Source organism: Pseudomonas sp. LB3P25, from assembly GCF_054897985.1.
In genome coordinates, this window is record NZ_CM142711.1 from 5,174,283 (window position 1) to 5,194,465 (window position 20,183).

The 20,183-nt window shown below is 59.2% G+C and carries 17 protein-coding genes and 1 pseudogene; 3 read left to right on the forward strand and 15 right to left on the reverse strand.

What is annotated here, in order from left to right:
• Positions 1–9: 9 nt before the first annotated feature.
• Positions 10–774 carry a uroporphyrinogen-III C-methyltransferase gene (cobA, locus tag ACYZTW_RS23785; protein ID WP_462002054.1) on the forward strand — a complete coding sequence of 255 codons (765 nt, stop codon included), beginning with the start codon at positions 10–12 and terminating at the stop codon, positions 772–774.
• A gap of 84 nt (positions 775–858) precedes the next feature.
• Here cobA and ACYZTW_RS23790 read toward each other — a convergent pair whose 3' ends face one another.
• From ACYZTW_RS23790 to ppsA, 8 genes are all read right to left on the reverse strand, one after another.
• Positions 859–1,893, reverse strand: a complete 1,035-nt coding sequence (locus ACYZTW_RS23790; RefSeq protein WP_462002055.1) for an OmpA family protein — start codon at positions 1,891–1,893, stop codon at positions 859–861.
• A gap of 107 nt (positions 1,894–2,000) precedes the next feature.
• Complete coding sequence (gene sigX / locus ACYZTW_RS23795) at positions 2,001–2,591, reverse strand: RNA polymerase sigma factor SigX (RefSeq protein WP_017337463.1); 591 nt, start codon at positions 2,589–2,591, stop codon at positions 2,001–2,003.
• A gap of 87 nt (positions 2,592–2,678) precedes the next feature.
• Complete coding sequence (locus ACYZTW_RS23800) at positions 2,679–3,503, reverse strand: mechanosensitive ion channel family protein (protein ID WP_008027407.1); 825 nt, start codon at positions 3,501–3,503, stop codon at positions 2,679–2,681.
• A 2-nt stretch (positions 3,504–3,505) separates the two neighbouring features.
• Complete coding sequence (locus tag ACYZTW_RS23805; protein WP_007944521.1) at positions 3,506–3,754, reverse strand: hypothetical protein; 249 nt, start codon at positions 3,752–3,754, stop codon at positions 3,506–3,508.
• 63 nt (positions 3,755–3,817) lie between these two features.
• Positions 3,818–4,813 (reverse strand): zinc transporter ZntB, encoded by a 996-nt coding sequence (locus ACYZTW_RS23810; RefSeq protein WP_462002056.1) that lies wholly within the window; start codon positions 4,811–4,813, stop codon positions 3,818–3,820.
• Positions 4,814–4,839: 26 nt separating this feature from the next.
• Entirely contained in the window at positions 4,840–5,331 is a 492-nt protein-coding gene (gene rraA, locus ACYZTW_RS23815; protein ID WP_462002057.1) for a ribonuclease E activity regulator RraA, read from the reverse strand.
• Between the two features lie 137 nt (positions 5,332–5,468).
• The gene (locus ACYZTW_RS23820) at positions 5,469–6,458 is read right to left on the reverse strand and encodes an alpha/beta fold hydrolase (protein ID WP_462002058.1); all 990 of its coding nucleotides are present in this window, start codon (positions 6,456–6,458) and stop codon (positions 5,469–5,471) included.
• A 192-nt stretch (positions 6,459–6,650) separates the two neighbouring features.
• A complete protein-coding gene (gene ppsA, locus ACYZTW_RS23825) occupies positions 6,651–9,026 on the reverse strand; it encodes a phosphoenolpyruvate synthase (protein ID WP_462002059.1) in 2,376 nt (791 codons plus the stop codon).
• A 174-nt stretch (positions 9,027–9,200) separates the two neighbouring features.
• Between ppsA and ppsR the strand changes: the two genes are divergently transcribed.
• The gene (ppsR, locus tag ACYZTW_RS23830; protein WP_046053150.1) at positions 9,201–10,019 is read left to right on the forward strand and encodes a posphoenolpyruvate synthetase regulatory kinase/phosphorylase PpsR; all 819 of its coding nucleotides are present in this window, start codon (positions 9,201–9,203) and stop codon (positions 10,017–10,019) included.
• A gap of 112 nt (positions 10,020–10,131) precedes the next feature.
• Here ppsR and ACYZTW_RS23835 read toward each other — a convergent pair.
• From ACYZTW_RS23835 to ACYZTW_RS23865, 7 genes and pseudogenes are all read right to left on the reverse strand, one after another.
• A pseudogene (locus tag ACYZTW_RS23835) lies at positions 10,132–10,386 on the reverse strand (PLP-dependent aminotransferase family protein); the annotation flags it as partial.
• A 90-nt stretch (positions 10,387–10,476) separates the two neighbouring features.
• On the reverse strand, positions 10,477–11,961 hold the full coding sequence (gene prpD / locus ACYZTW_RS23840; RefSeq protein ID WP_462002060.1) for a 2-methylcitrate dehydratase: 1,485 nt from the start codon (positions 11,959–11,961) through the stop codon (positions 10,477–10,479).
• Positions 11,962–12,253: 292 nt separating this feature from the next.
• Positions 12,254–13,444: a 2-methylaconitate cis-trans isomerase PrpF gene (gene prpF, locus ACYZTW_RS23845; protein WP_462002061.1), complete on the reverse strand. Its 1,191-nt coding sequence runs from the start codon at positions 13,442–13,444 to the stop codon at positions 12,254–12,256.
• A 54-nt stretch (positions 13,445–13,498) separates the two neighbouring features.
• Positions 13,499–16,096: a Fe/S-dependent 2-methylisocitrate dehydratase AcnD gene (gene acnD / locus ACYZTW_RS23850; RefSeq protein WP_462002062.1), complete on the reverse strand. Its 2,598-nt coding sequence runs from the start codon at positions 16,094–16,096 to the stop codon at positions 13,499–13,501.
• Between the two features lie 201 nt (positions 16,097–16,297).
• Positions 16,298–17,425, reverse strand: a complete 1,128-nt coding sequence (gene prpC, locus ACYZTW_RS23855; protein ID WP_462002063.1) for a bifunctional 2-methylcitrate synthase/citrate synthase — start codon at positions 17,423–17,425, stop codon at positions 16,298–16,300.
• Positions 17,426–17,736: 311 nt separating this feature from the next.
• Positions 17,737–18,627: a methylisocitrate lyase gene (prpB, locus tag ACYZTW_RS23860; RefSeq protein ID WP_008146328.1), complete on the reverse strand. Its 891-nt coding sequence runs from the start codon at positions 18,625–18,627 to the stop codon at positions 17,737–17,739.
• Positions 18,624–19,343: a GntR family transcriptional regulator gene (locus ACYZTW_RS23865; protein ID WP_462005832.1), complete on the reverse strand. Its 720-nt coding sequence runs from the start codon at positions 19,341–19,343 to the stop codon at positions 18,624–18,626. Before ACYZTW_RS23865 ends, prpB begins: the two co-directional genes overlap by 4 nt.
• Before the next feature lie 302 nt (positions 19,344–19,645).
• On the opposite strand from ACYZTW_RS23865, the gene rloA reads away from it, so the two are divergent.
• The gene (gene rloA / locus ACYZTW_RS23870) at positions 19,646–20,182 is read left to right on the forward strand and encodes a retropepsin-like aspartic peptidase RloA (RefSeq protein ID WP_462002064.1); all 537 of its coding nucleotides are present in this window, start codon (positions 19,646–19,648) and stop codon (positions 20,180–20,182) included.
• The last annotated feature ends 1 nt before the right edge of the window (position 20,183 follow it).

Consider the following 20,183-nt stretch of genomic DNA (forward strand, 5'->3'; position numbering starts at 1 on the left):
AAAAACACTATGAGCGCAAAAGTCTGGCTGGTGGGTGCGGGTCCTGGCGATCCGGAATTGTTGACCCTCAAAGCCGTGCGAGCGTTGAGAGAAGCGGATGTCGTACTGATCGATGACCTGGTCAACGACGCGGTGCTGGAGCATTGCCCGCAGGCGCGGATCATTCCCGTGGGCAAACGCGGCGGCTGTCGCTCCACGCCTCAGGCGTTCATTCATCGCCTGATGCTTCGTTATGCCCGCCACGGTAAATGCGTGGTGCGGCTCAAGGGCGGCGACCCATGCATTTTTGGCCGGGGCGGCGAAGAGGCGCAGTGGCTGCGTGAACATGGGGTCGAAGTGGAACTGGTCAACGGCATCACTGCCGGACTTGCCGGCGCAACGCAATGCGATATTCCGTTGACCCTGCGGGGTGTTGCTCGCGGCGTGACACTGGTCACCGCCCACACTCAGGATGGCAGCAGCCTGAACTGGCAAGCCCTGGCCCAAGGTGGCACGACGCTGGTGGTGTATATGGGTGTAGCAAAACTGAGCGAGATTCGTGAGCAGCTGCTCGCCGGTGGAATGGCGACGGATACACCGGTGGCGATGATTGAAAACGCTTCCCTGCCACACCAACGGGAATGTCGGAGCGACCTGACAGCGATGGAAGAAGATGCCTACGACTTCCAACTGAAAAGCCCAGCCATTTTGGTGATTGGAACCGTGGCCGCCCGTGCAACGCCATCCCTGTGGGAGCATGGCTTGCCCGCGATGGCGGCCGATCGGTCAGCCTGAATCCGCCTGTTTCAACCCGTCTTCACCAAATCGCAGACAAAGAAAAGCCCGGCCTAAGCCGGGCTTTTCAGAGCTGCGAGCTAATTACTTAGCTTGAGCTTCAACCTGCGCTTCTACGCGACGGTTTACAGCGCGACCAGCTTCAGTTTTGTTGTCAGCAACTGGGCGGGATTCGCCGTAGCCAACAGACTGAACGCGGGACGATTCAACACCGTACTGGTTGGTCAGAACTTGCTTAACGGCGTTTGCACGACGCTCGGACAGTTTCTGGTTGTAAGCGTCAGGACCGACGGAGTCAGTGTGACCTTCAACAGTAGTGCTGGTGGATGGGTACTGCTTCATGAAGTCAGCGAGGTTTTTGATGTCGCCGTAGCTGTTAGGCTTGACTACCGACTTGTCGAAGTCGAACTTCACGTCCAGTTCAACACGAACAACTTCAGCAACTGCTGGGCAGCCATCAGCGTCAACAGTTACGTTGGCTGGGGTGTCCGGGCACTTGTCAACGTTGTCGCACACGCCATCGTTGTCGCTGTCGGAGCAGACTTCAGCTGGTGCTTGAACTGGAGCAGCGGCAGGCTTGGAGCCGCCACCGAAGTTCACACCGATACCGACGCTTGGAGCCCACTCGGTGTCGCCCTGGTCGATGTTGTATTGAGCTTCAACGCCGGCACGGGCGTAGAAGTTCTCGGTGAAGTACAGCTTGGCACCGCCGCCAACGTTGGCGAAGGTGGAACGGTTACGACCGCCACCGCCGTTCTGGCCAATGCTCTGGTCCGAGAAACCGGCAGAAACGTATGGACGGACCATGTCGCCTGGGTTGTTGAAGTGGTACAGAGCGTCCAGAGCGGTATCAGCGCCCTTGATGTTACGACCGTCGTCGGAACGCACGTTGTGCACTTCGTCGTAGCCCAAACGCAGTTCAACGTCGTCGGTCAGGAAGTAACCAACCGAACCACCGAACAGGTTGCCGTTGTTCTTGAAGTTACGAGCGCTGTCGAATTGTTCTTTCTTTGCGAAGCCTTCGATTTCAACTGCGCCTTGGCCTTGTGCCAGAGCGCCGAACGAAGTGGCGGCAATCAAAGAACCAATGGCCAAGCCCAAGGTGTTTTTCAGTTTCATCCGTTAAATCCCCATCTGGTGATTGTGAAGCAGTCCCGCAAACCGGGGGACAACTCGGCGGCAAGTCTATCAGAACTTGCCTACACGTAAGAGATATTTGCGCCGAACTAAGTTTCAGCAATGCCTGCAAATTTCTCACGCAATTTATCTAGAGCGCGTTTGTACCGCATTTTTGTTGCACTCAAACCCATGTGCATGATGTCTGCGATCTCCTGAAACTCCAGCTCTGCGACAAATCGTAGCACCAGAATTTCACGGTCAATCGGGTTCACATACACCAACCAGCGATCGAGTCCACCCTTTTCCTCGGGTTTCGGCGCCTTCTCTTCAGACGCTTCCTCAAGGGGGTCCAGACTCAAAGCATCCATCAAGCGACGCTTTCGCCGTTCTTTCCGATACTGCGTGATGCATTCGTTGTACGTGATGCTATATAGCCACGTCTTGAACTTCGATTTGCCCTCGAAGTTCTTCAGGCCATACAGCACCTTCAACATCACTTCCTGACAGACATCGTCTGCATCTCGATCGTTCCCAAGATACCGTGCACAGACGTTAAATAATGTTCGCTGGTAACGCCGCATCAGTTCTTCATAGGCGCGCGTTACGTGAAACAGCTCGGTATGCGAGCGCGCGACCAACTCCTCATCAGAGAGCTCGCGGGGGTCGTAGCGCGTGGACAGCGATTGAGCTTTATTCAAAACAAGTCGGGCCGACAGTCAGGTCAATGTCCGCCGCAGCCCTTACAGGGCATTTTGCGGCGGCATACATTAGCAGGGTTTGCCGGGTTAGCGGCTACTCACATGCTGCTCCAGGAGAATCCGATTGGAGAGAGAGACTAGCTCACCCTCATCGGTCAGCAATGTGGTTTTAACCGTGCCGATCTCTTCGATCTGGCCTTCGACCTCGCCAACACGCACTTGTTGCCCAACCTGATACAACTCACGCACATAGATTCCCGCAAGAATCTGACCGGCAATTTCCCGGCTTCCCAACCCCATGGCCAGCGCAACCGCCAGACCAACGGTAATCAATACGATCACAATCACGTGGTTGAGCAGGTCAGTCTTGACCTCCAACTGGCTGATTGCGACCGAAATACTGATGATAATCACCAGGCCCTGGGCAATTCGCCCCAGGCCCGCAGCGTAATCCAGCCCTACGCCCTCTGCCGCACCCCGCACCAGCCCATTGGCCAGTTGCGCGAGCAATACACCCACCAGCAGCACCAGCGCGGCGCCGAATACTTTTGGCAAATACAGCGCAAGCATGTCTAGCGTAGCCGAAACTCGCTCAAGTCCAAGGGATTCTGCGGCAGAAACCAGAAAAATCAGCAGAACGAACCAATAGACAATCTTGCCGATCAAGGTCGAGATCGGTACTTGAAGACCGGCCCGGGACAGCAATTTGGTCAGACCGGTGCCGCCCATCAGGCGATCGAGTCCCAGCTTGGCGAGCAACTTGGACAGCAAAGTATCCAAAAGTTTCGCCACGACGAAACCCAACAGCAGCACAACCAGTGCGCCGAACAGGTTCGGGATGAAATTTGCAACCTTGGTCCATAACGCAGTCATTGCAGTGACGAGGCTCTGAGTCCAGAGATCAAGTTCCATATTCAATCAGCCTTATCAGCAGTGCGAACGGTAGGTTTACGGTGGCGGGATACCGGCGAGACGTGGGCCGAGCCGTTGTTAAGGGCAATCATCAGCGCGGGCAGCCAGCGGCCCAGCAGGCTGAACAGATCACCGGCGCCGACCTGGCGGTTGGCGGTTTTCAGTACACGCCCAAGGCACGCATCGTCGTCCCGGGTGGACGGTGATGCATTGAGCATGTCACGTAAAGACTGTTCAAACGGATCGTGCATACGCACCTCTCGTGATGTCTGTGAAAGACGCGATCAAATTTGGTCGGGTCACATGGCTCACCCTCAGACCCAGCGCAAACGTCGGAATAACCACCACTGCCCCACCGCCACCGAGACCATCATCAGGCAGGCAATCAGGAAGCCATAGGGGCTTGCAGAGAACGGAATCCCGCCGACATTGATACCCAAAAGACCCGTCAGAAAACTCATCGGCAAAAAGATCCCGGTGATGATTCCGAAACGGTACATCGTGCGGTTCATGCGCACGCTCAAACGTCTATCTTCGGCCTCGAGGACCAACCCCACCCGCTCCCGGGTCAATTCCAGCTCCTCGAGATACCGGGTCAGGCTGTTGTTCAATTCGTTCCAGTAATCGCCATCGTCTTCGACGAACCAGGGCAGTTTTATCCGTGTCAGCTGACCGAAAATATCCCGTTGTGGAGCAAGGAAACGTTTCAGTGCAGCGGCCCTGCGACGGATCTGCAAAACGGCTCCGTGCTCGGGGGTATACCGTTCGTCGGCATCCAGCTTTTCTTCTTCCTCATCGACCACTTCCGAGAGGCAACTGACCAGATCCTGCACCTTGTTGGTGAGGTATTGCGCCATATAAAGGATGAGTTCTGACGCCGTTTTCGGTCCTTTGCCTTCGGTGAGCTGCACCAGCAACTCATCGGTGGCGCGCAACGGACGCAAACGCAGAGAAATAACCCGTTGGGCCGACGCGAAAATCCGCACCGAGACCATGTCTTCCGGCTCGGCGCCCGGGTTCAGGTTGACCCCACGCAAAAATAGCAGCAGTTCGCTGTCGGAAAGCTGTAAGAGACGCGGTCGGGTGTTTTCTTCGAGCAAAAGGTCACAACTGAATTCGCTCAGACCGCTGGATTTTCGTAACCAGGTCTGGGTTTGCGGGTGACTGCGATCCCAGTGCAACCACAGGCTTTCATGGGCCTGCAGCTGCAAGTCATCGAGTTCAGTCCGGGCTATCGAACGCGCACCGCCTTTACCGTCCAGCACCAGGGCATGTACCAGCCCCCACTGCGCGTTTTCTTCCTCGAACATCCTCACCCCTTTGTTGGTGCAGCGCTTTATTCAGGCATCGCAAGCGGGCTAGGCGAGATAATTACGCCGTTATTGTCCGCATAGATGTAGTGACCTGGATGGAACGTCACACCAGCAAAGGTCACGGCAACGTTGAGATCGCCGACACCGCGCCTGTCGGATTTCCTCGGGTGGCTGGCGAGGGCCTGAACGCCCAGATCGGTCTGCGCGATGATATCGACGTCGCGGATGCAACCGTAGATCACCAGCCCTTCCCAACCGTTTTTCGCGGCTTTCTCGGCCAGCATGTCACCCAGCAACGCATGACGCAGCGAACCGCCACCATCGACCACCAGCACCTTGCCATTACCCTTGAGCTCGACCTGCTCCTTGACCCGCGAGTTGTCTTCGAAGCACTTGATGGTCACGATTTCGCCGCCGAAGGAATCTCGACCGCCGAAATTGCTGAACATCGGTTCCAGCACCTGCACCAGTTCCGGATAGGCGTCGCACAGGTCAGGCGTGAGGTAATGGTTCATCGAGAAACTCCTGTAAAGAGGAAGACAGCACGAACATCACTGATAGTTCAGCAACCGAAAATGACCAGAACAGCACAATGCGTCATATCTTAGCCGCAAGCCGAACAGAGCGAAATGCCCTTGTTAGAGCATCAGGCTCAGACCGCGGAGGCCAGATCCGGCTTTTCACCCAGCAATGGCGTCTGCTGATCTGCCAACCAGCGCGCCACCAACGGCCAGACTTCAGTCTGGGCGGCTTTGCTGACGAGCATTTCCACATGACCGAAATTATCGCCAAAGCCCTGCTCGCGACCCAGGTTGATGAATTGCTTATGTTCGCAACCCACCTGATCAAACAATTTGCGACAGGCCCAGGTCGGGTCCTGATGATCGCCCACTGCGCTCACGGCCAATACCGGCAACTGAACCTCGGCCAACCCGGCCCACCAATCCTTATCGGCATCGCCGAAGCGCCCGAACAGGCCATACCAGCGCATACTTTCCAGGGCCAGGCCAATCGGCTCGTCCTCCGGGCCGCGCTTGAGCCGTGAACCGGACAGCTGGGCAAAGCGTTTAAGGATGAAACGTCCACTCCACTCCACCGGCGGAATTTTCAACGGCCAGTAGGTGCGACTGACCTGCGTACCAAAAAACGCCGCGGAAGCCACGACCGGCTCGCCGATGTACTCACCACCCAGCGCTGCCGCAAGGGTAATCCCGCCCAGCGAGTGACCGATCCAGTGCGGGATCTGGCCGCTTTGCTCACGCACGAACGCACCAATGGCCGGCAAATCGTAACGGGCGTAATCGGCGACGCGGTTCTTGCGGTAGTTCTGGTTGCGCTGAGACAGGCCATGACCGCGCATTTCCGGGATCCACACATCGAACCCCAAACGCGTCAGGTACGCACCCAGCCCCAAACCTTTGGGGGAAAACCAGAACCGTCGATTGGAAAAACTGCCGTGCAACAGAATCACCGGCACGCCACGCACGGCCGGCTCGTCGGCCATGCCGAGGCGCGTCACAGCCAGCTCGACGGTGCCGTCAGGGCTGTTGCCGGGTTTCAGACGATAGACGTCTTCGCTCAGATCGCCGCGCCGCTCGGCGCTGATCAGGGCGACAGGAAATAGGTTGCTGCTGCTTTGCATAATGCTCTTGCACAAAAAAGGGCGGCGTCCAGAGGAGCCCGCCCTACTTAATACCTAAAAGAACCGGCCAGTGTGGGAGCGAGCCTGCTCGCGATGGACGCCAGAACAACGCGTTTATCCAGCAAATACGCGTTATCGTTTACGACCATCGCGAGCAGGCTCGCTCCCACAAAGAGCGGCCCGTTCACACCATCAAGCCGGAGCTTGACCTTCAGCCAGGAAGAACCAGGTTTCCAGCACGGAATCGGGGTTCAACGAAACGCTTTCGATGCCCTGCTCCATCAGCCATTTGGCCAGATCAGGGTGGTCCGAAGGGCCCTGACCGCAAATGCCGATGTACTTGCCAGCCTTGTTGCAGGCCTGAATCGCGTTGGCCAGCAACTTCTTGACCGCCGGATTACGCTCGTCGAACAGGTGAGCGATGATCCCGGAGTCACGGTCCAGGCCCAGGGTCAGCTGGGTCAGGTCGTTGGAGCCGATGGAGAAACCGTCGAAGAACTCGAGGAATTCTTCAGCGAGGATCGCGTTAGAAGGAAGCTCGCACATCATGATGATGCGTAGACCGTTCTCGCCGCGGGCCAGGCCGTTTTCGGCCAACAGATCGATCACCTGGCTCGCTTCGCCCAGGGTACGGACGAATGGCACCATGATTTCGACATTGGTCAGGCCCATCTCGTTGCGCACGCGCTTGATGGCACGGCATTCGAGTTCGAAGCAGTCACGGAACGCTTCGCTGATGTAACGCGAGGCGCCACGGAAGCCCAGCATCGGGTTCTCTTCTTCCGGCTCGTAGAGCTTGCCGCCGATCAGGTTCGCGTATTCGTTGGACTTGAAGTCCGACAGACGCACGATGACCTTTTTCGGCGTGAACGCAGCGGCCAGGGTGCTGATGCCTTCAACCAGCTTCTCAACATAGAAACCGACCGGATCGTTGTAGCCAGCGATGCGCTTGTCGACGCTGTCCTTGATGTCCTGCGGCAGACCGTCGTAGTTCAACAGCGCTTTGGGGTGGACACCGATCATGCGGTTGATGATGAACTCCAGACGGGCCAGGCCCACACCGGCGTTCGGCAGCTGCGCGAAGTCGAAGGCGCGGTCCGGGTTGCCGACGTTCATCATGATCTTGAACGGCAGATCAGGCATGGCGTCCACGGAGTTTTTCTTGATGTCGAAGCCCAGTTCGCCTTCGAAAATGTAACCGGTGTCGCCTTCAGCGCAGGAAACGGTGACGCCCTGGCCGTCTTTCAACAACTGGGTGGCATTGCCGCAACCGACCACGGCTGGAATGCCCAGCTCGCGAGCGATGATCGCCGCGTGACAGGTACGACCGCCACGGTTGGTAACAATGGCGCTGGCGCGCTTCATGACCGGTTCCCAGTCCGGGTCAGTCATGTCGGAGACCAGAACGTCACCTGGCTGGACTTTGTCCATCTCGGACACGTCCTTGATGATCCGCACCTTGCCGGCGCCGATGCGCTGGCCGATGGCGCGACCTTCCACCAGCACGGTGCCGGTTTCTTTCAACAGGTAGCGTTCCATGACGTTGGCCGAGGTACGGCTCTTCACGGTTTCAGGACGGGCCTGAACGATGTAGAGCTTGCCGTCGTCGCCGTCTTTGGCCCATTCGATGTCCATCGGACACTTGTAGTGCTTCTCGATGATCATCGCTTGCTTGGCCAGCTCGCTGACTTCGGCGTCGCTCAGGCAGAAACGTGCGCGATCAGCCTTGTCCACGTCGATGGTCTTGACCGATTTACCAGCCGTGGCCACTTCGCCGTAGATCATCTTGATGGCTTTGCTGCCCAGGTTGCGACGCAGGATGGCCGGACGACCGGCTGCCAGCGTGCCTTTGTGGACGTAGAACTCATCCGGGTTCACCGCGCCTTGTACGACGGTTTCACCCAGGCCGTAGGCGCCGGTGATGAACACCACGTCACGGAAGCCCGATTCGGTATCGAGGGTGAACATCACGCCGGCGGTGCCGGTTTCGGAGCGGACCATGCGCTGCACGCCGGCCGACAGGGCAACCAGCTTGTGGTCGAAGCCCTGGTGGACGCGGTAGGAAATCGCGCGGTCGTTGAACAGCGAAGCGAACACCTCTTTGGCGGCGCGAATAACGTTTTCGACACCACGGATGTTCAGGAAGGTTTCCTGCTGACCGGCGAAGGAAGCGTCCGGCAGGTCTTCGGCGGTAGCGGAAGAGCGCACGGCCACGGCCATGTCAGGGTTGCCGGCCGACAGCGTGGCGAACGCGGTACGGATCTCGGCGTTGAGCTTCTCGGGGAATTCGGCTTCCATGATCCATTGACGGATCTGGGCGCCGGTCTTGGCCAGGGCATTGACATCGTCGACGTCCAGGGCGTCGAGGGCGGCGTGGATCTGATCGTTCAGGCCGCTCAGCTCGAGAAAATCACGATAAGCCTGAGCTGTCGTGGCGAAGCCACCGGGCACCGATACACCGGCACCTGCAAGGTTACTGATCATCTCGCCCAGGGATGCGTTCTTGCCCCCCACATGCTCTACATCATGGACGCCGAGCTTATCGAGGGAAACTACGTACTCTACCAAGGTGATCTCTCCACTAACTGTGTTGGAAAAGCTCAGAAGCCGGCGGCTCAAAGGAGCGTTTGCCGGCTGTATGGCCTGGACCTGGAAAATAAGTGAGAATGCGGGCCACTGGCGGCCGGCAAATCGCGCCTATCATATCCAAGATTCGTCACTAGCTTAAGGCCCAAGGTGCAAATGAAACGATCTGCTTTCTTTATCTCCGATGGCACCGGCATCACAGCCGAGACCCTCGGCCAAAGCCTCCTGGCGCAGTTCGAAAACATTACCTTCAGCAAATTCACGCGGCCCTACATCGACAACGTGGATAAAGCGCGGGCCATGGTACAACAAATCAACAAAGCCGCCGAAACCGACGGCTTTCGGCCGATCATCTTCGACACCATTGTCAATCAGGACATCCGTGAGATCCTCGCAACGTCCAATGGTTTCATGATCGACATTTTCTCGACCTTTCTGGCGCCTCTTGAACAGGAATTGACCGAGCATTCTTCCTACACTGTCGGCAAGTCCCACTCGATTGGCAGCAACTCCAATTACATGGAGCGGATCGAGGCGGTGAACTTCGCGCTCGACAACGACGACGGTGCGCGCACGCATTATTACGACAAGGCGGACCTGATCCTAGTGGGCGTGTCGCGTTGTGGTAAGACGCCGACGTGCCTGTACATGGCCATGCAATTCGGCATCCGCGCGGCCAACTACCCGCTGACCGAAGACGACATGGAGCGCCTGCAACTGCCAGGCACCCTGCGTGCCCACCAGCACAAACTGTTCGGCCTGACTATCGACCCGGACCGCCTCACCGCGATCCGCAACGAGCGCAAGCCCAACAGCCGCTATTCGAGCTACGCCCAGTGCGAATTCGAAGTGCGTGAGGTGGAGAATCTGTTCCGCCGCGAGAACATTCCGCACATCAATTCCACGCATTTTTCGGTGGAAGAGATTTCGGCGAAGATTTTGGTGGAGAAAGGCGTGGAGCGGCGGTTCAAATAGTTCTTTAGCGCCTGTCAGGCCGCCTTCGCGAGCAGGCTCGCTCCCACACCAGACCGCGTACCTTTGCCGCTACTCGGTCTAATGTGGGAGCGAGCCTGCTCGCGAAGAACGATTACTCGGCCTCAGCCAATGCCGCCGCCAACGCCTCAAACCCTTGAAGCAACAACCGTTCATCCCCCGCCGAATGACAAACACTCGCCCTGATGAACTGCGGCACCGCCCCACGCCCGACCGCAAACGCCTCGGCGGTGGCGATCAGATAATTATTATCCTTGAGCGCCTCTGCAATCTGCGAGGCCCGCCACGGCTCCCGGAATCGGTGATTGCCCATCGAAAAATGGCTGATACGGACCCTGTAGGAGCTGCCGAAGGCTGCGATCTTTTGATTTTTCTTTTAAAGACAAGATCAAAAGATCGCAGCCTTCGGCAGCTCCTACGCGGGACCGCGTTTATCCGATCAAATGATGAACAAGTCGACGAAGCGGTTGACCGGGGTGGCCTCGAGCGCAGCCTGATCCTTGCACAACGCAAAAATCTCGGCGCTGCGCTGGGCGTTGAAGCGGGTCGCCAGGTTGGCCTTGAACTTGTCTTCCAGCAGCGGAATGCCGTCGGTGCGGCGACGGCGATGGCCGATCGGGTACTCCACCAACACGTTCTCGGTGCTGGAGCCATCCTTGAAGAACACCTGTATCGCATTGGCGATGGAGCGCTTGTCGGCCTCCAGGTATTCGCGGGTGTAGCGCGGGTCTTCGACGATGACCATTTTTTCGCGCAGCACGTCGATGATCGGATGCGCCGCGTGGAAGTCGTCCTCGTACTGCTCGGCCACCAGATTGCCGAACGCCAGCGGCACGGCGGTCATGTACTGAATGCAATGGTCACGGTCCGCAGCGTTGGCCAGCGGGCCGACCTTGGAGATGATACGGATCGCCGATTCGTGGGTAGTGATGACGATTTTGTCGATTTCGTGCAGGCGATTTCTGATTTGCGGATGCAACGTCACTGCCGCTTCGCAGGCCGTTTGCGCGTGGAACTCGGCCGGGAAGCTGATTTTGAACAGCACGTTTTCCATCACGTAGCTGCCGTACGGCCGGGAGAAGCTGAACGCGCGTTTGTCTTCGGGCTTGAGCGCCAGGTCGTTGTTGGTGTGGCTGAACAGCACGTCGTAGAAGCCCCATTGTTTCGCGGTCAGTACGCCGGGGATGCCCATTTCGCCACGCATCGCGATGTCCGCAAGCCGCACGCCGCGACTGGACGCGTCGCCTGCGGCCCAGGATTTACGCGACCCGGCATTCGGCGCATGACGGTAAGTGCGCAGCGCCTGACCATCGGCGAACGCATGGGACAACGCGGACAACAACTGCTCACGATTGGCGCCCATCAGCTTGGCGGTCACAGCGGTCGAGGCGACTTTCACCAGGATGACGTGATCAAGGCCTACGCGATTGAATGAGTTTTCCAGCGCGATCACGCCCTGGATTTCGTGAGCCATGATCATGGCTTCGAGTACCACGCGAACGGTCAGCGGCGCATCGCCATTGGCGAGGCGTTTTTGCGACAAGTGGTCCGCCACCGCGAGAATGCCGCCGAGGTTATCGGACGGATGGCCCCACTCGGCCGCGAGCCAAGTGTCGTTGTAGTCGAGCCAGCGGACGATGCAACCGATGTCCCACGCCGCCTTGACCGGGTCGAGGCGATAACTGGTGCCGGGGACGCGAGCGCCAAACGGGACGACAGTGCCTTCCACCATGGGGCCGAGGTGTTTGGTGCATTCGGGGAAGCGCAGGGCCAGCAGGCCGCAGCCCAACGTGTCCATCAGGCAGTTGCGGGCGGTGTCCAACGCTTCCTTGGACTCGATTTTGTAGGTCAGGACGTAATCGGCAATGTCTTGCAGGACCCTGTCGTAGTCGGGGCGGTTGTTCAGGTCGACGTTGGCGCTCATGTTCGATTCACTCCAGTTCGGGATTGTTGAGTGGTGGTGTTCTTCCTCAGGGGCAGGTTTGGTTTTGATATTTGCAGGTCTGGGGTGCCTGCTTGATGTGTATTTGTTCAGTTGGATCCACCCCTCACCCCAACCCTCTCCCCAGTGGGGAGAGGGGGAAAGGGGGCAGATCTTCATGCTTTTCAAAGCCTGAGTTCGACTCGGAATTGCAGGTCGCAGCACATCGAATTACACCTCGGTCAGCCCCCTCTCCCCTCTGGGGAGAGGGTTGGGGTGAGGGGTGGATTTCAGATCAGAACGAATCACCCGGCACACGGACGTAACCTTCCATCAACACCCGCGCACTGCGACTCATGATCGCTTTGTTCACAGTCCATTCACCGTTGACCTGACTGGCTTCAGCACCCACGCGCAACGTGCCGGACGGATGCCCAAAGCGCACAGCATTGCGTTCGACACCGCCCGCTGCGAGGTTCACCAACGTGCCGGAAATCGCCGCTGCCGTGCCAATAGCCACCGCCGCCGTGCCCATCATCGCGTGGTGCAACTTGCCCATCGACAACGCGCGCACCAGCAGATCGACATCGCCCGCCGCAATCGCTTTACCACTCGAAGCAACGTAGTCCGCAGGCTTGGCCACAAAAGCAACCTTAGGCGTGTGCTGACGCTTGGCCGCTTCGTCCAGATCCTTGATCAGGCCCATGCGCAGCGCACCGTAAGCCCGAATGGTTTCAAACATCAGCAACGCTTTCGGATCACTGTTGATCGCGCCTTGCAGCTCAGTGCCGGTGTAACCGATGTCTTCGGCATTGACGAAAATCGTCGGAATACCGGCATTGATCATGGTCGCCTTGAAAGTCCCGACACCCGGCACTTCCAGATCGTCCACCAGATTCCCGGTAGGGAACATCGAACCACCGCCACCCTCTTCTTCCGCCGCCGGGTCCATGAATTCGACCTGCACTTCAGCCGCCGGAAAGGTCACGCCGTCGAGTTCGAAATCGCCGGTTTCCTGCACTTCACCGTTGGTGATCGGCACGTGGGCGATGATGGTCTTGCCGATGTTGGCCTGCCACACACGCACCACGGCAATGCCGTTCTGCGGGATGCGGCTGGCATCCACCAAACCATTGCTGATGGCGAACGAACCGACCGCCGCCGACAGGTTGCCGCAGTTGCCGCTCCAATCGACGAAAGGCTTGTCGATGGAGACCTGACCGAATAGATAGTCGACGTCGTGATCGGCCTTGATGCTTTTCGACAGGATCACGGTTTTGCTGGTGCTGGAGGTCGCGCCGCCCATGCCGTCGATTTGCTTGTCGTACGGGTCGGGGCTGCCAATCACCCGCAGCAACAAGGCATCGCGAGCCGGGCCGGGAGCCTGTGCCGCTTCGGGCAGGTCTTGCAGGCTGAAGAACACGCCTTTGCTGGTGCCGCCACGCATGTAGGTGGCGGGGATTTTGATTTGAGGTGCGTGAGCCATGATGTTCCTTTTAGGATCGAGCGGGACCGCATGGCCCCGCCCGAACTCATCGTGTTAAACGGCGACCGCCGACTCTTCGAGGAAGTCCTGAGCGAAACGTTGCAACACGCCGCCCGCCTCGTAGATCGACACTTCTTCGGCGGTGTCGAGGCGGCAGGTCACCGGCACTTCGACGCGTTCGCCGTTCTTGCGGTTGATCACCAGCGTCAGTTCGGCACGCGGGGTACGCTCACCGATTACGTCGTAGGTTTCGCTACCGTCGATGTTCAGCGTGTGACGGTCGGTGCCCGGTTTGAACTCCAGCGGCAACACGCCCATGCCCACCAGGTTGGTGCGGTGAATGCGCTCGAAACCTTCAGCGGCAATCGCTTCAACACCGGCCAGACGCACGCCCTTCGCCGCCCAGTCGCGGGACGAACCCTGACCGTAATCAGCGCCGGCGATGATGATCAGCGGCTGCTTGCGCTCCATGTAGGTTTCGATGGCTTCCCACATGCGCATCACTTTGCCTTCCGGCTCGACACGCGCCAGCGAACCCTGTTTGACCTTGCCGTTTTCCTGAACCATTTCATTGAACAGTTTCGGGTTGGCGAAGGTGGCGCGTTGCGCGGTCAGGTGATCACCGCGGTGGGTTGCGTAAGAGTTGAAGTCCTCTTCCGGCAGGCCCATTTTCGCCAGGTATTCGCCGGCGGCGCTGTCGAGCATGATCGCGTTCGACGGCGACAGGTGATCGGTGGTGATGTTGTCCGGCAGCACTGCCAGCGGGCGCATGCCCTTGAGCGGACGCGCCCCGGCCAGCGCGCCTTCCCAGTACGGCGGACGACGGATGTAGGTGCTCATCTCGCGCCAGTCGTACAACGGCGTCACTTTCGGACCGGTGTCTTCATGGATGGCGAACATCGGAATGTAGACTTGACGGAACTGCTCAGGTTTGACCGACGCCTTGACCACCGCGTCGATCTCTTCGTCGCTCGGCCAGATGTCTTTCAGGCGGATTTCCTTGCCCTCGGCGTCCAGGCCCAGCACATCTTTTTCGATGTCGAAACGGATGGTGCCGGCGATTGCGTAAGCGACCACCAACGGCGGTGAAGCCAGGAACGCATTCTTGGCGTACGGGTGGATCCGGCCGTCGAAGTTGCGGTTGCCGGACAGCACGGCCGTGGCGTACAGGTCGCGGTCGATGATCTCTTGCTGAATCACCGGGTCCAGCGCGCCGGACATGCCGTTGCAGGTGGTGCAGGCGAAGGCGACGATGCCGAAGCCGAGTTGCTCCAGTTCGGTGGTCAGGCCGGCCTCGTCGAGGTACAGCGCCACGGTTTTCGAACCCGGCGCCAAGGACGACTTGACCCAAGGTTTGCGGGTCAACCCGAGCTTGTTGGCATTGCGCGCCAGCAGGCCGGCGGCAATGACGTTGCGCGGGTTGCTGGTGTTGGTGCAACTGGTGATGGCCGCGATGATCACCGCGCCGTCCGGCATCTGGCCGGGCACTTCGGTCCACTGGCCGGAAATGCCTTGGGCGGCGAGGTCCGAGGTCGCAACGCGAGCGTGCGGGTTGCTCGGGCCGGCCATGTTTCGCACCACCGAGGACAGGTCGAAGCTCAACCCACGTTCGTATTGCGCATTCTTCAAGCTGTCAGCCCACAGACCTGTGGTCTTCGCATAGTTCTCGACCAATTGCACCTGCTCGTCTTCACGGCCAGTGAGTTTCAAGTAGTCGATGGTCTGCTGGTCGATGTAGAACATCGCTGCGGTGGCGCCGTATTCCGGGGCCATGTTGGAAATGGTCGCGCGGTCGCCCAGGGTCAGCGCGGAGGCGCCTTCGCCGAAGAACTCCAGCCACGCGCCGACCACTTTTTGCTGACGCAGGAACTCGGTCAGCGCCAGCACCATGTCGGTGGCGGTGATGCCCGGTTGCAGCTTGCCGGTCAATTCGACGCCGACACTTTCCGGCAGACGCATCCACGACGCGCGGCCAAGCATCACACTTTCAGCTTCCAGACCACCGACACCGATGGCGATCACGCCCAGCGCATCGACGTGCGGGGTGTGACTGTCGGTACCGACGCAGGTGTCGGGGAACGCCACGCCGTCGCGCACCTGAATCACCGGAGACATTTTCTCCAGGTTGATCTGGTGCATGATCCCGTTGCCCGGTGGAATCACATCAACGTTCTTGAAAGCCTTTTTGGTCCAGTTGATGAAGTGGAAACGGTCTTCGTTGCGACGGTCTTCGATGGCGCGGTTCTTCTCGAACGCCTCCGGATCGAAACCACCGCGCTCGACGGCCAGGGAGTGGTCGACGATCAATTGCGTCGGCACCACCGGGTTCACTTGCGCCGGATCGCCACCTTGCAGGGCGATGGCGTCACGCAGGCCGGCGAGGTCGACCAGCGCGGTCTGGCCGAGAATGTCGTGGCACACCACACGGGCCGGGAACCACGGGAAATCGAGGTCGCGTTTGCGCTCGATGAATTGCTTCAGGGATTCGGTGAGCGTGGCCGGGTCGCAGCGACGCACCAGGTTTTCCGCCAGCACGCGGGAGGTGTACGGCAGGGTGTCGTAGGCGCCGGGCTGGATAGCCTCGACAGCCGCGCGGACGTCGAAGTAATCCAGATGGCTGCCGGGCAGCGGTTTACGGAATTCAGTGTTCATCGTCAGGACTCGGTCACGGTAGTTTCATGAGGTGGGTCAGATAGCAGATTTAAGATTCACACCGCCCCACTGTGGGAGCGAGCCTGCTCGCGATAGCGGTACATCAGTCGACATCAATGTTGAATGTCAGTCCGTCATCGCGAGCAGGCTCGCTCCCACAAGGGTTTAGCGGTGTTCTCCTGCTCCGGGTCAGCCCACCATTCAGCGTTGTTCGATTGGCACGAACTTGCGCTGTTCGACGCCGACGTACTCGGCGCTCGGACGGATGATGCGGTTGTTGGCACGTTGTTCGAACACGTGCGCCGCCCAGCCGGTCAGGCGCGAGCAGACGAAAATCGGTGTGAACAACTTGGTCGGTATGCCCATGAAGTGGTACGTCGATGCATGGTAGAAGTCGGCGTTCGGGAACAGCTTCTTCTGCTCCCACATGGTCTTGTCGATGGCCTCGGAAACCGGGAACAGCACAGTGTCACCCACTTCATCGGCAAGTTTTTTCGACCAGCCCTTGATCACCTCGTTGCGCGGATCGTTGTCCTTATAGATCGCGTGGCCGAAGCCCATGATCTTGTCCTTGCGCTCGAGCATGCCGAGGGTGCCTTTGATCGCCTCTTCCGGCGAGCTGAAACGTTCGATCATTTCCATCGCCGCTTCGTTGGCGCCGCCGTGCAGCGGACCGCGCAGGGAGCCAATGGCCGCCGTGACGCAGGAATACATGTCCGACAGGGTCGAGGCGCACACCCGTGCGGTGAAGGTCGAGGCGTTGAATTCGTGTTCCGCGTAGAGGATCAGCGAAACGTTCATCACTTTGACGTGCAACTCGCTCGGCTTCTTGTCGTGCAGCAGGTGCAGGAAGTGGCCGCCGATGGATTGCTCGTCGCTGACGCAGCTGATGCGCTTGCCGTCGTGGCTGAAGCGATACCAGTAGCACATGATCGCCGGGAACGCGGCCAGCAGGCGGTCGGTCACGTCGTGTTGTTCGCTGAAGTCTTTCTCCGGCTCGATGTTGCCCAGGAACGAGCAACCGGTGCGCATCACGTCCATCGGGTGGGCGTCGGCGGGAATGCGTTCCAGCACTTCTTTCAGCGCTTGCGGCAGGTCGCGCAGCTTGCCCAGTTTGCTGATGTAAGCGGCGAGTTGTGTTTGGGTCGGCAGTTCGCCGTAAAGCAGCAGGTAGGCCACTTCTTCGAATTGTGCGTCAGCCGCCAGTTCGCGAACGTCGTAGCCGCGATAGGTCAGGCCTGCGCCCGACTGGCCCACGGTGGACAGTGCGGTTTGCCCGGCAACCTGGCCACGGAGCCCGGCGCCACTGAGTACTTTTGCTTCGGCCATTGCTGTCTCCAATCTTGAATTTGTTAGGGAATCTGCAATTTCTACACGGTTATCTTTTTTTCGTAGCAGCTGCCGAGCCTGCGAGGCTGCGTCCGCTCGTAGCAGCTGTCGAGCAGCGCGAGGCTGCGTTCGCTCGTAGCAGCTGTCGAGCAGCGCGAGGCTGCGTTCGCTCGTAGCAGCTGTCGAGCAGCGCGAGGCTGCGTTCGGCTGCGAAGCAGTCGTAAATCCTGCTTACGCGATCGCCAGGCTTGGCGAGTCCTTCGGCCTCGAACGCAGCCTCGCGCTGCTCGGCAGCTGCTACAGAAACCTCGTTACTTCTTCGCGGCGAACAACGCATCGAGCTTTTGCTCGAAGGTGTGGTAGTCGATGCGATCGTAAAGCTCCATGCGGGTCTGCATGGTGTCGATGACGTTCTGTTGCGTGCCGTCGCGGCGGATCGCTGTGTAGACGTTTTCCGCCGCCTTGTTCATGGCGCGAAAGGCCGACAGCGGGTACAGCACCAGCGACACGTCGGCAGCGGCGAGTTGCTCGGTGGTGTACAGCGGCGTCGCGCCGAATTCGGTGATGTTGGCCAGGATCGGCGCTTTCACGCGGCTGGCGAACAGCTTGTACATGTCCAGTTCGGTGATGGCTTCCGGGAAGATCATATCGGCGCCGGCTTCGATGCACGCGGCGGCGCGATCCAGCGCGGATTCCAGACCTTCCACTGCCAGGGCGTCAGTGCGGGCCATGATCACGAAGCTGTCATCGGTGCGGGCATCGACGGCGGCTTTGATGCGATCGACCATTTCCTGCAGGGACACGATCTCTTTATTAGGACGGTGACCGCAGCGCTTGGCGCCGACCTGGTCTTCGATGTGAATCGCCGCCGCGCCGAACTTGATCATCGACTTGACGGTACGCGCGACGTTGAACGCCGAGGAACCGAACCCGGTGTCCACGTCCACCAACAGCGGCAGGTCGCAGACATCAGTGATGCGACGCACGTCGGTCAGCACGTCATCCAGGCCGGTGATGCCCAGGTCCGGCACGCCGAGGGAGCCGGCAGCCACCCCGCCACCCGACAGATAAATAGCCTTGAAACCGGCGCGTTTGGCCAGCAGCGCGTGGTTGGCGTTGATCGCGCCGACGACTTGCAGCGGATGTTCGCTGGCGACCGCATCGCGGAAACGCTGGCCTGGAGTGCTCTTGTTGGAACTCATGACTCACCTCGTTCAGTGGCTGTCGGGTTAGCGCCGTCCTTGTAGTGACGGGCGATATTGCGTTTGGAGGCGCCGATGTGACGGCGCATCAACAACTCGGCCAGTTCACCGTCACGGTCGGCGATGGCGTCGAGAATTCGGTGGTGCTCGGCAAAGGCCTGACGCGGGCGATTGGGCGTGGTGGAAAACTGGATGCGGTACATGCGCACCAGTTGATAGAGCTCGCCGCAGAGCATCTGCGTCAGGGTGCGGTTGCCGCTGCCCTGGATGATTCGGTAATGGAAGTCGAAATCGCCTTCCTGCTGGTAGTAGCCGACACCGGCCTGAAACGCCGCATCGCGCTCATGGGTTTCGAGGACCCGGCGCAGTTCGTCGATTTCTTCGACGGTCATGCGCTCGGCCGCCAGACGGCAGGCCATACCTTCGAGGGATTCGCGGATTTCGTAGAGTTCCAGCAGCTCGGCATGGCTCAACGAAACCACCCGCGCCCCGACGTGCGGCACGCGAACCAGCAGGCGCTGGCCTTCCAGACGGTGGATCGCCTCACGCAGCGGCCCGCGGCTGATGCCATAGGTGCGCGCCAGTTCCGGCTCGGAGATCTTGCTGCCCGGGGCGATTTCGCCCTTGACAATGGCCGCCTGAATGCGCCGGAAGACGTTCTCGGAAAGTGTCTCTGAATCGTCTTGGGCAATGACCGGGGGATCGAGTTGATCCAGCATATTGTCGACACCTTGAAAGCTGATGCCGCAAAAACTAGCGAATACAGACCTTTTAGTCAAAGGATAAATAGGTATTGTCGACAATCGTCTAATAACCGACTGCACCTTAACGAGGCAGCCCCCTCTGTTTATAGCCGCCCCCCGGCGCTGGCGCCATAAACCCACCGTGCTAGAATGCCGGCCGCATTTGTTTGTGACATCTGCACTGCTTGTCATAAACAGCTGATAGGCATACGAGGGAGCTTGCGCAGCGATGCCAGGGCCTTGAATCGAAGACGGACCGCTGCGCACCAGGATTTATGAGACTCAAGCCCTTCCCCACCTTCCTTTATCTTCTTTGCCTGCCCGGTTTCGCCGTGGCGGGGGAAAAGACCGTGTACGGCCTCAACGAGTACGCCTCCCTGGACGGCATCGACCTGGAAGTCGCCGCCAAACTCGACACCGGGGCGAAAACCGCTTCCCTGAGCGCCCGTGACATCAAACGCTTCAAACGCAATGGCGAATCCTGGGTGCGCTTTTATCTGGCGATCGACGCTGCGCACTCGCACCCGATTGAACGGCCATTGGCCCGGGTCAGCAAGATCAAGCGCCGGGCGGGTGACTACGACCCGGAAGCAGGCAAGAAGTACACCGCCCGTCCGGTGATCGAGCTGGATATCTGCATGGGTTCGGCTTTGCGCAGTATCGAAGTGAACTTGACCGACCGCAGCGCCTTCCAATACCCGCTGTTGATCGGCTCCGAAGCACTGAAACGCTTCGATGCGCTGGTTGACCCCAGTCTTAAATACGCTGCTGGCAAACCCGCCTGCGCCACCGACGCTCATACCGCAGAGTAAT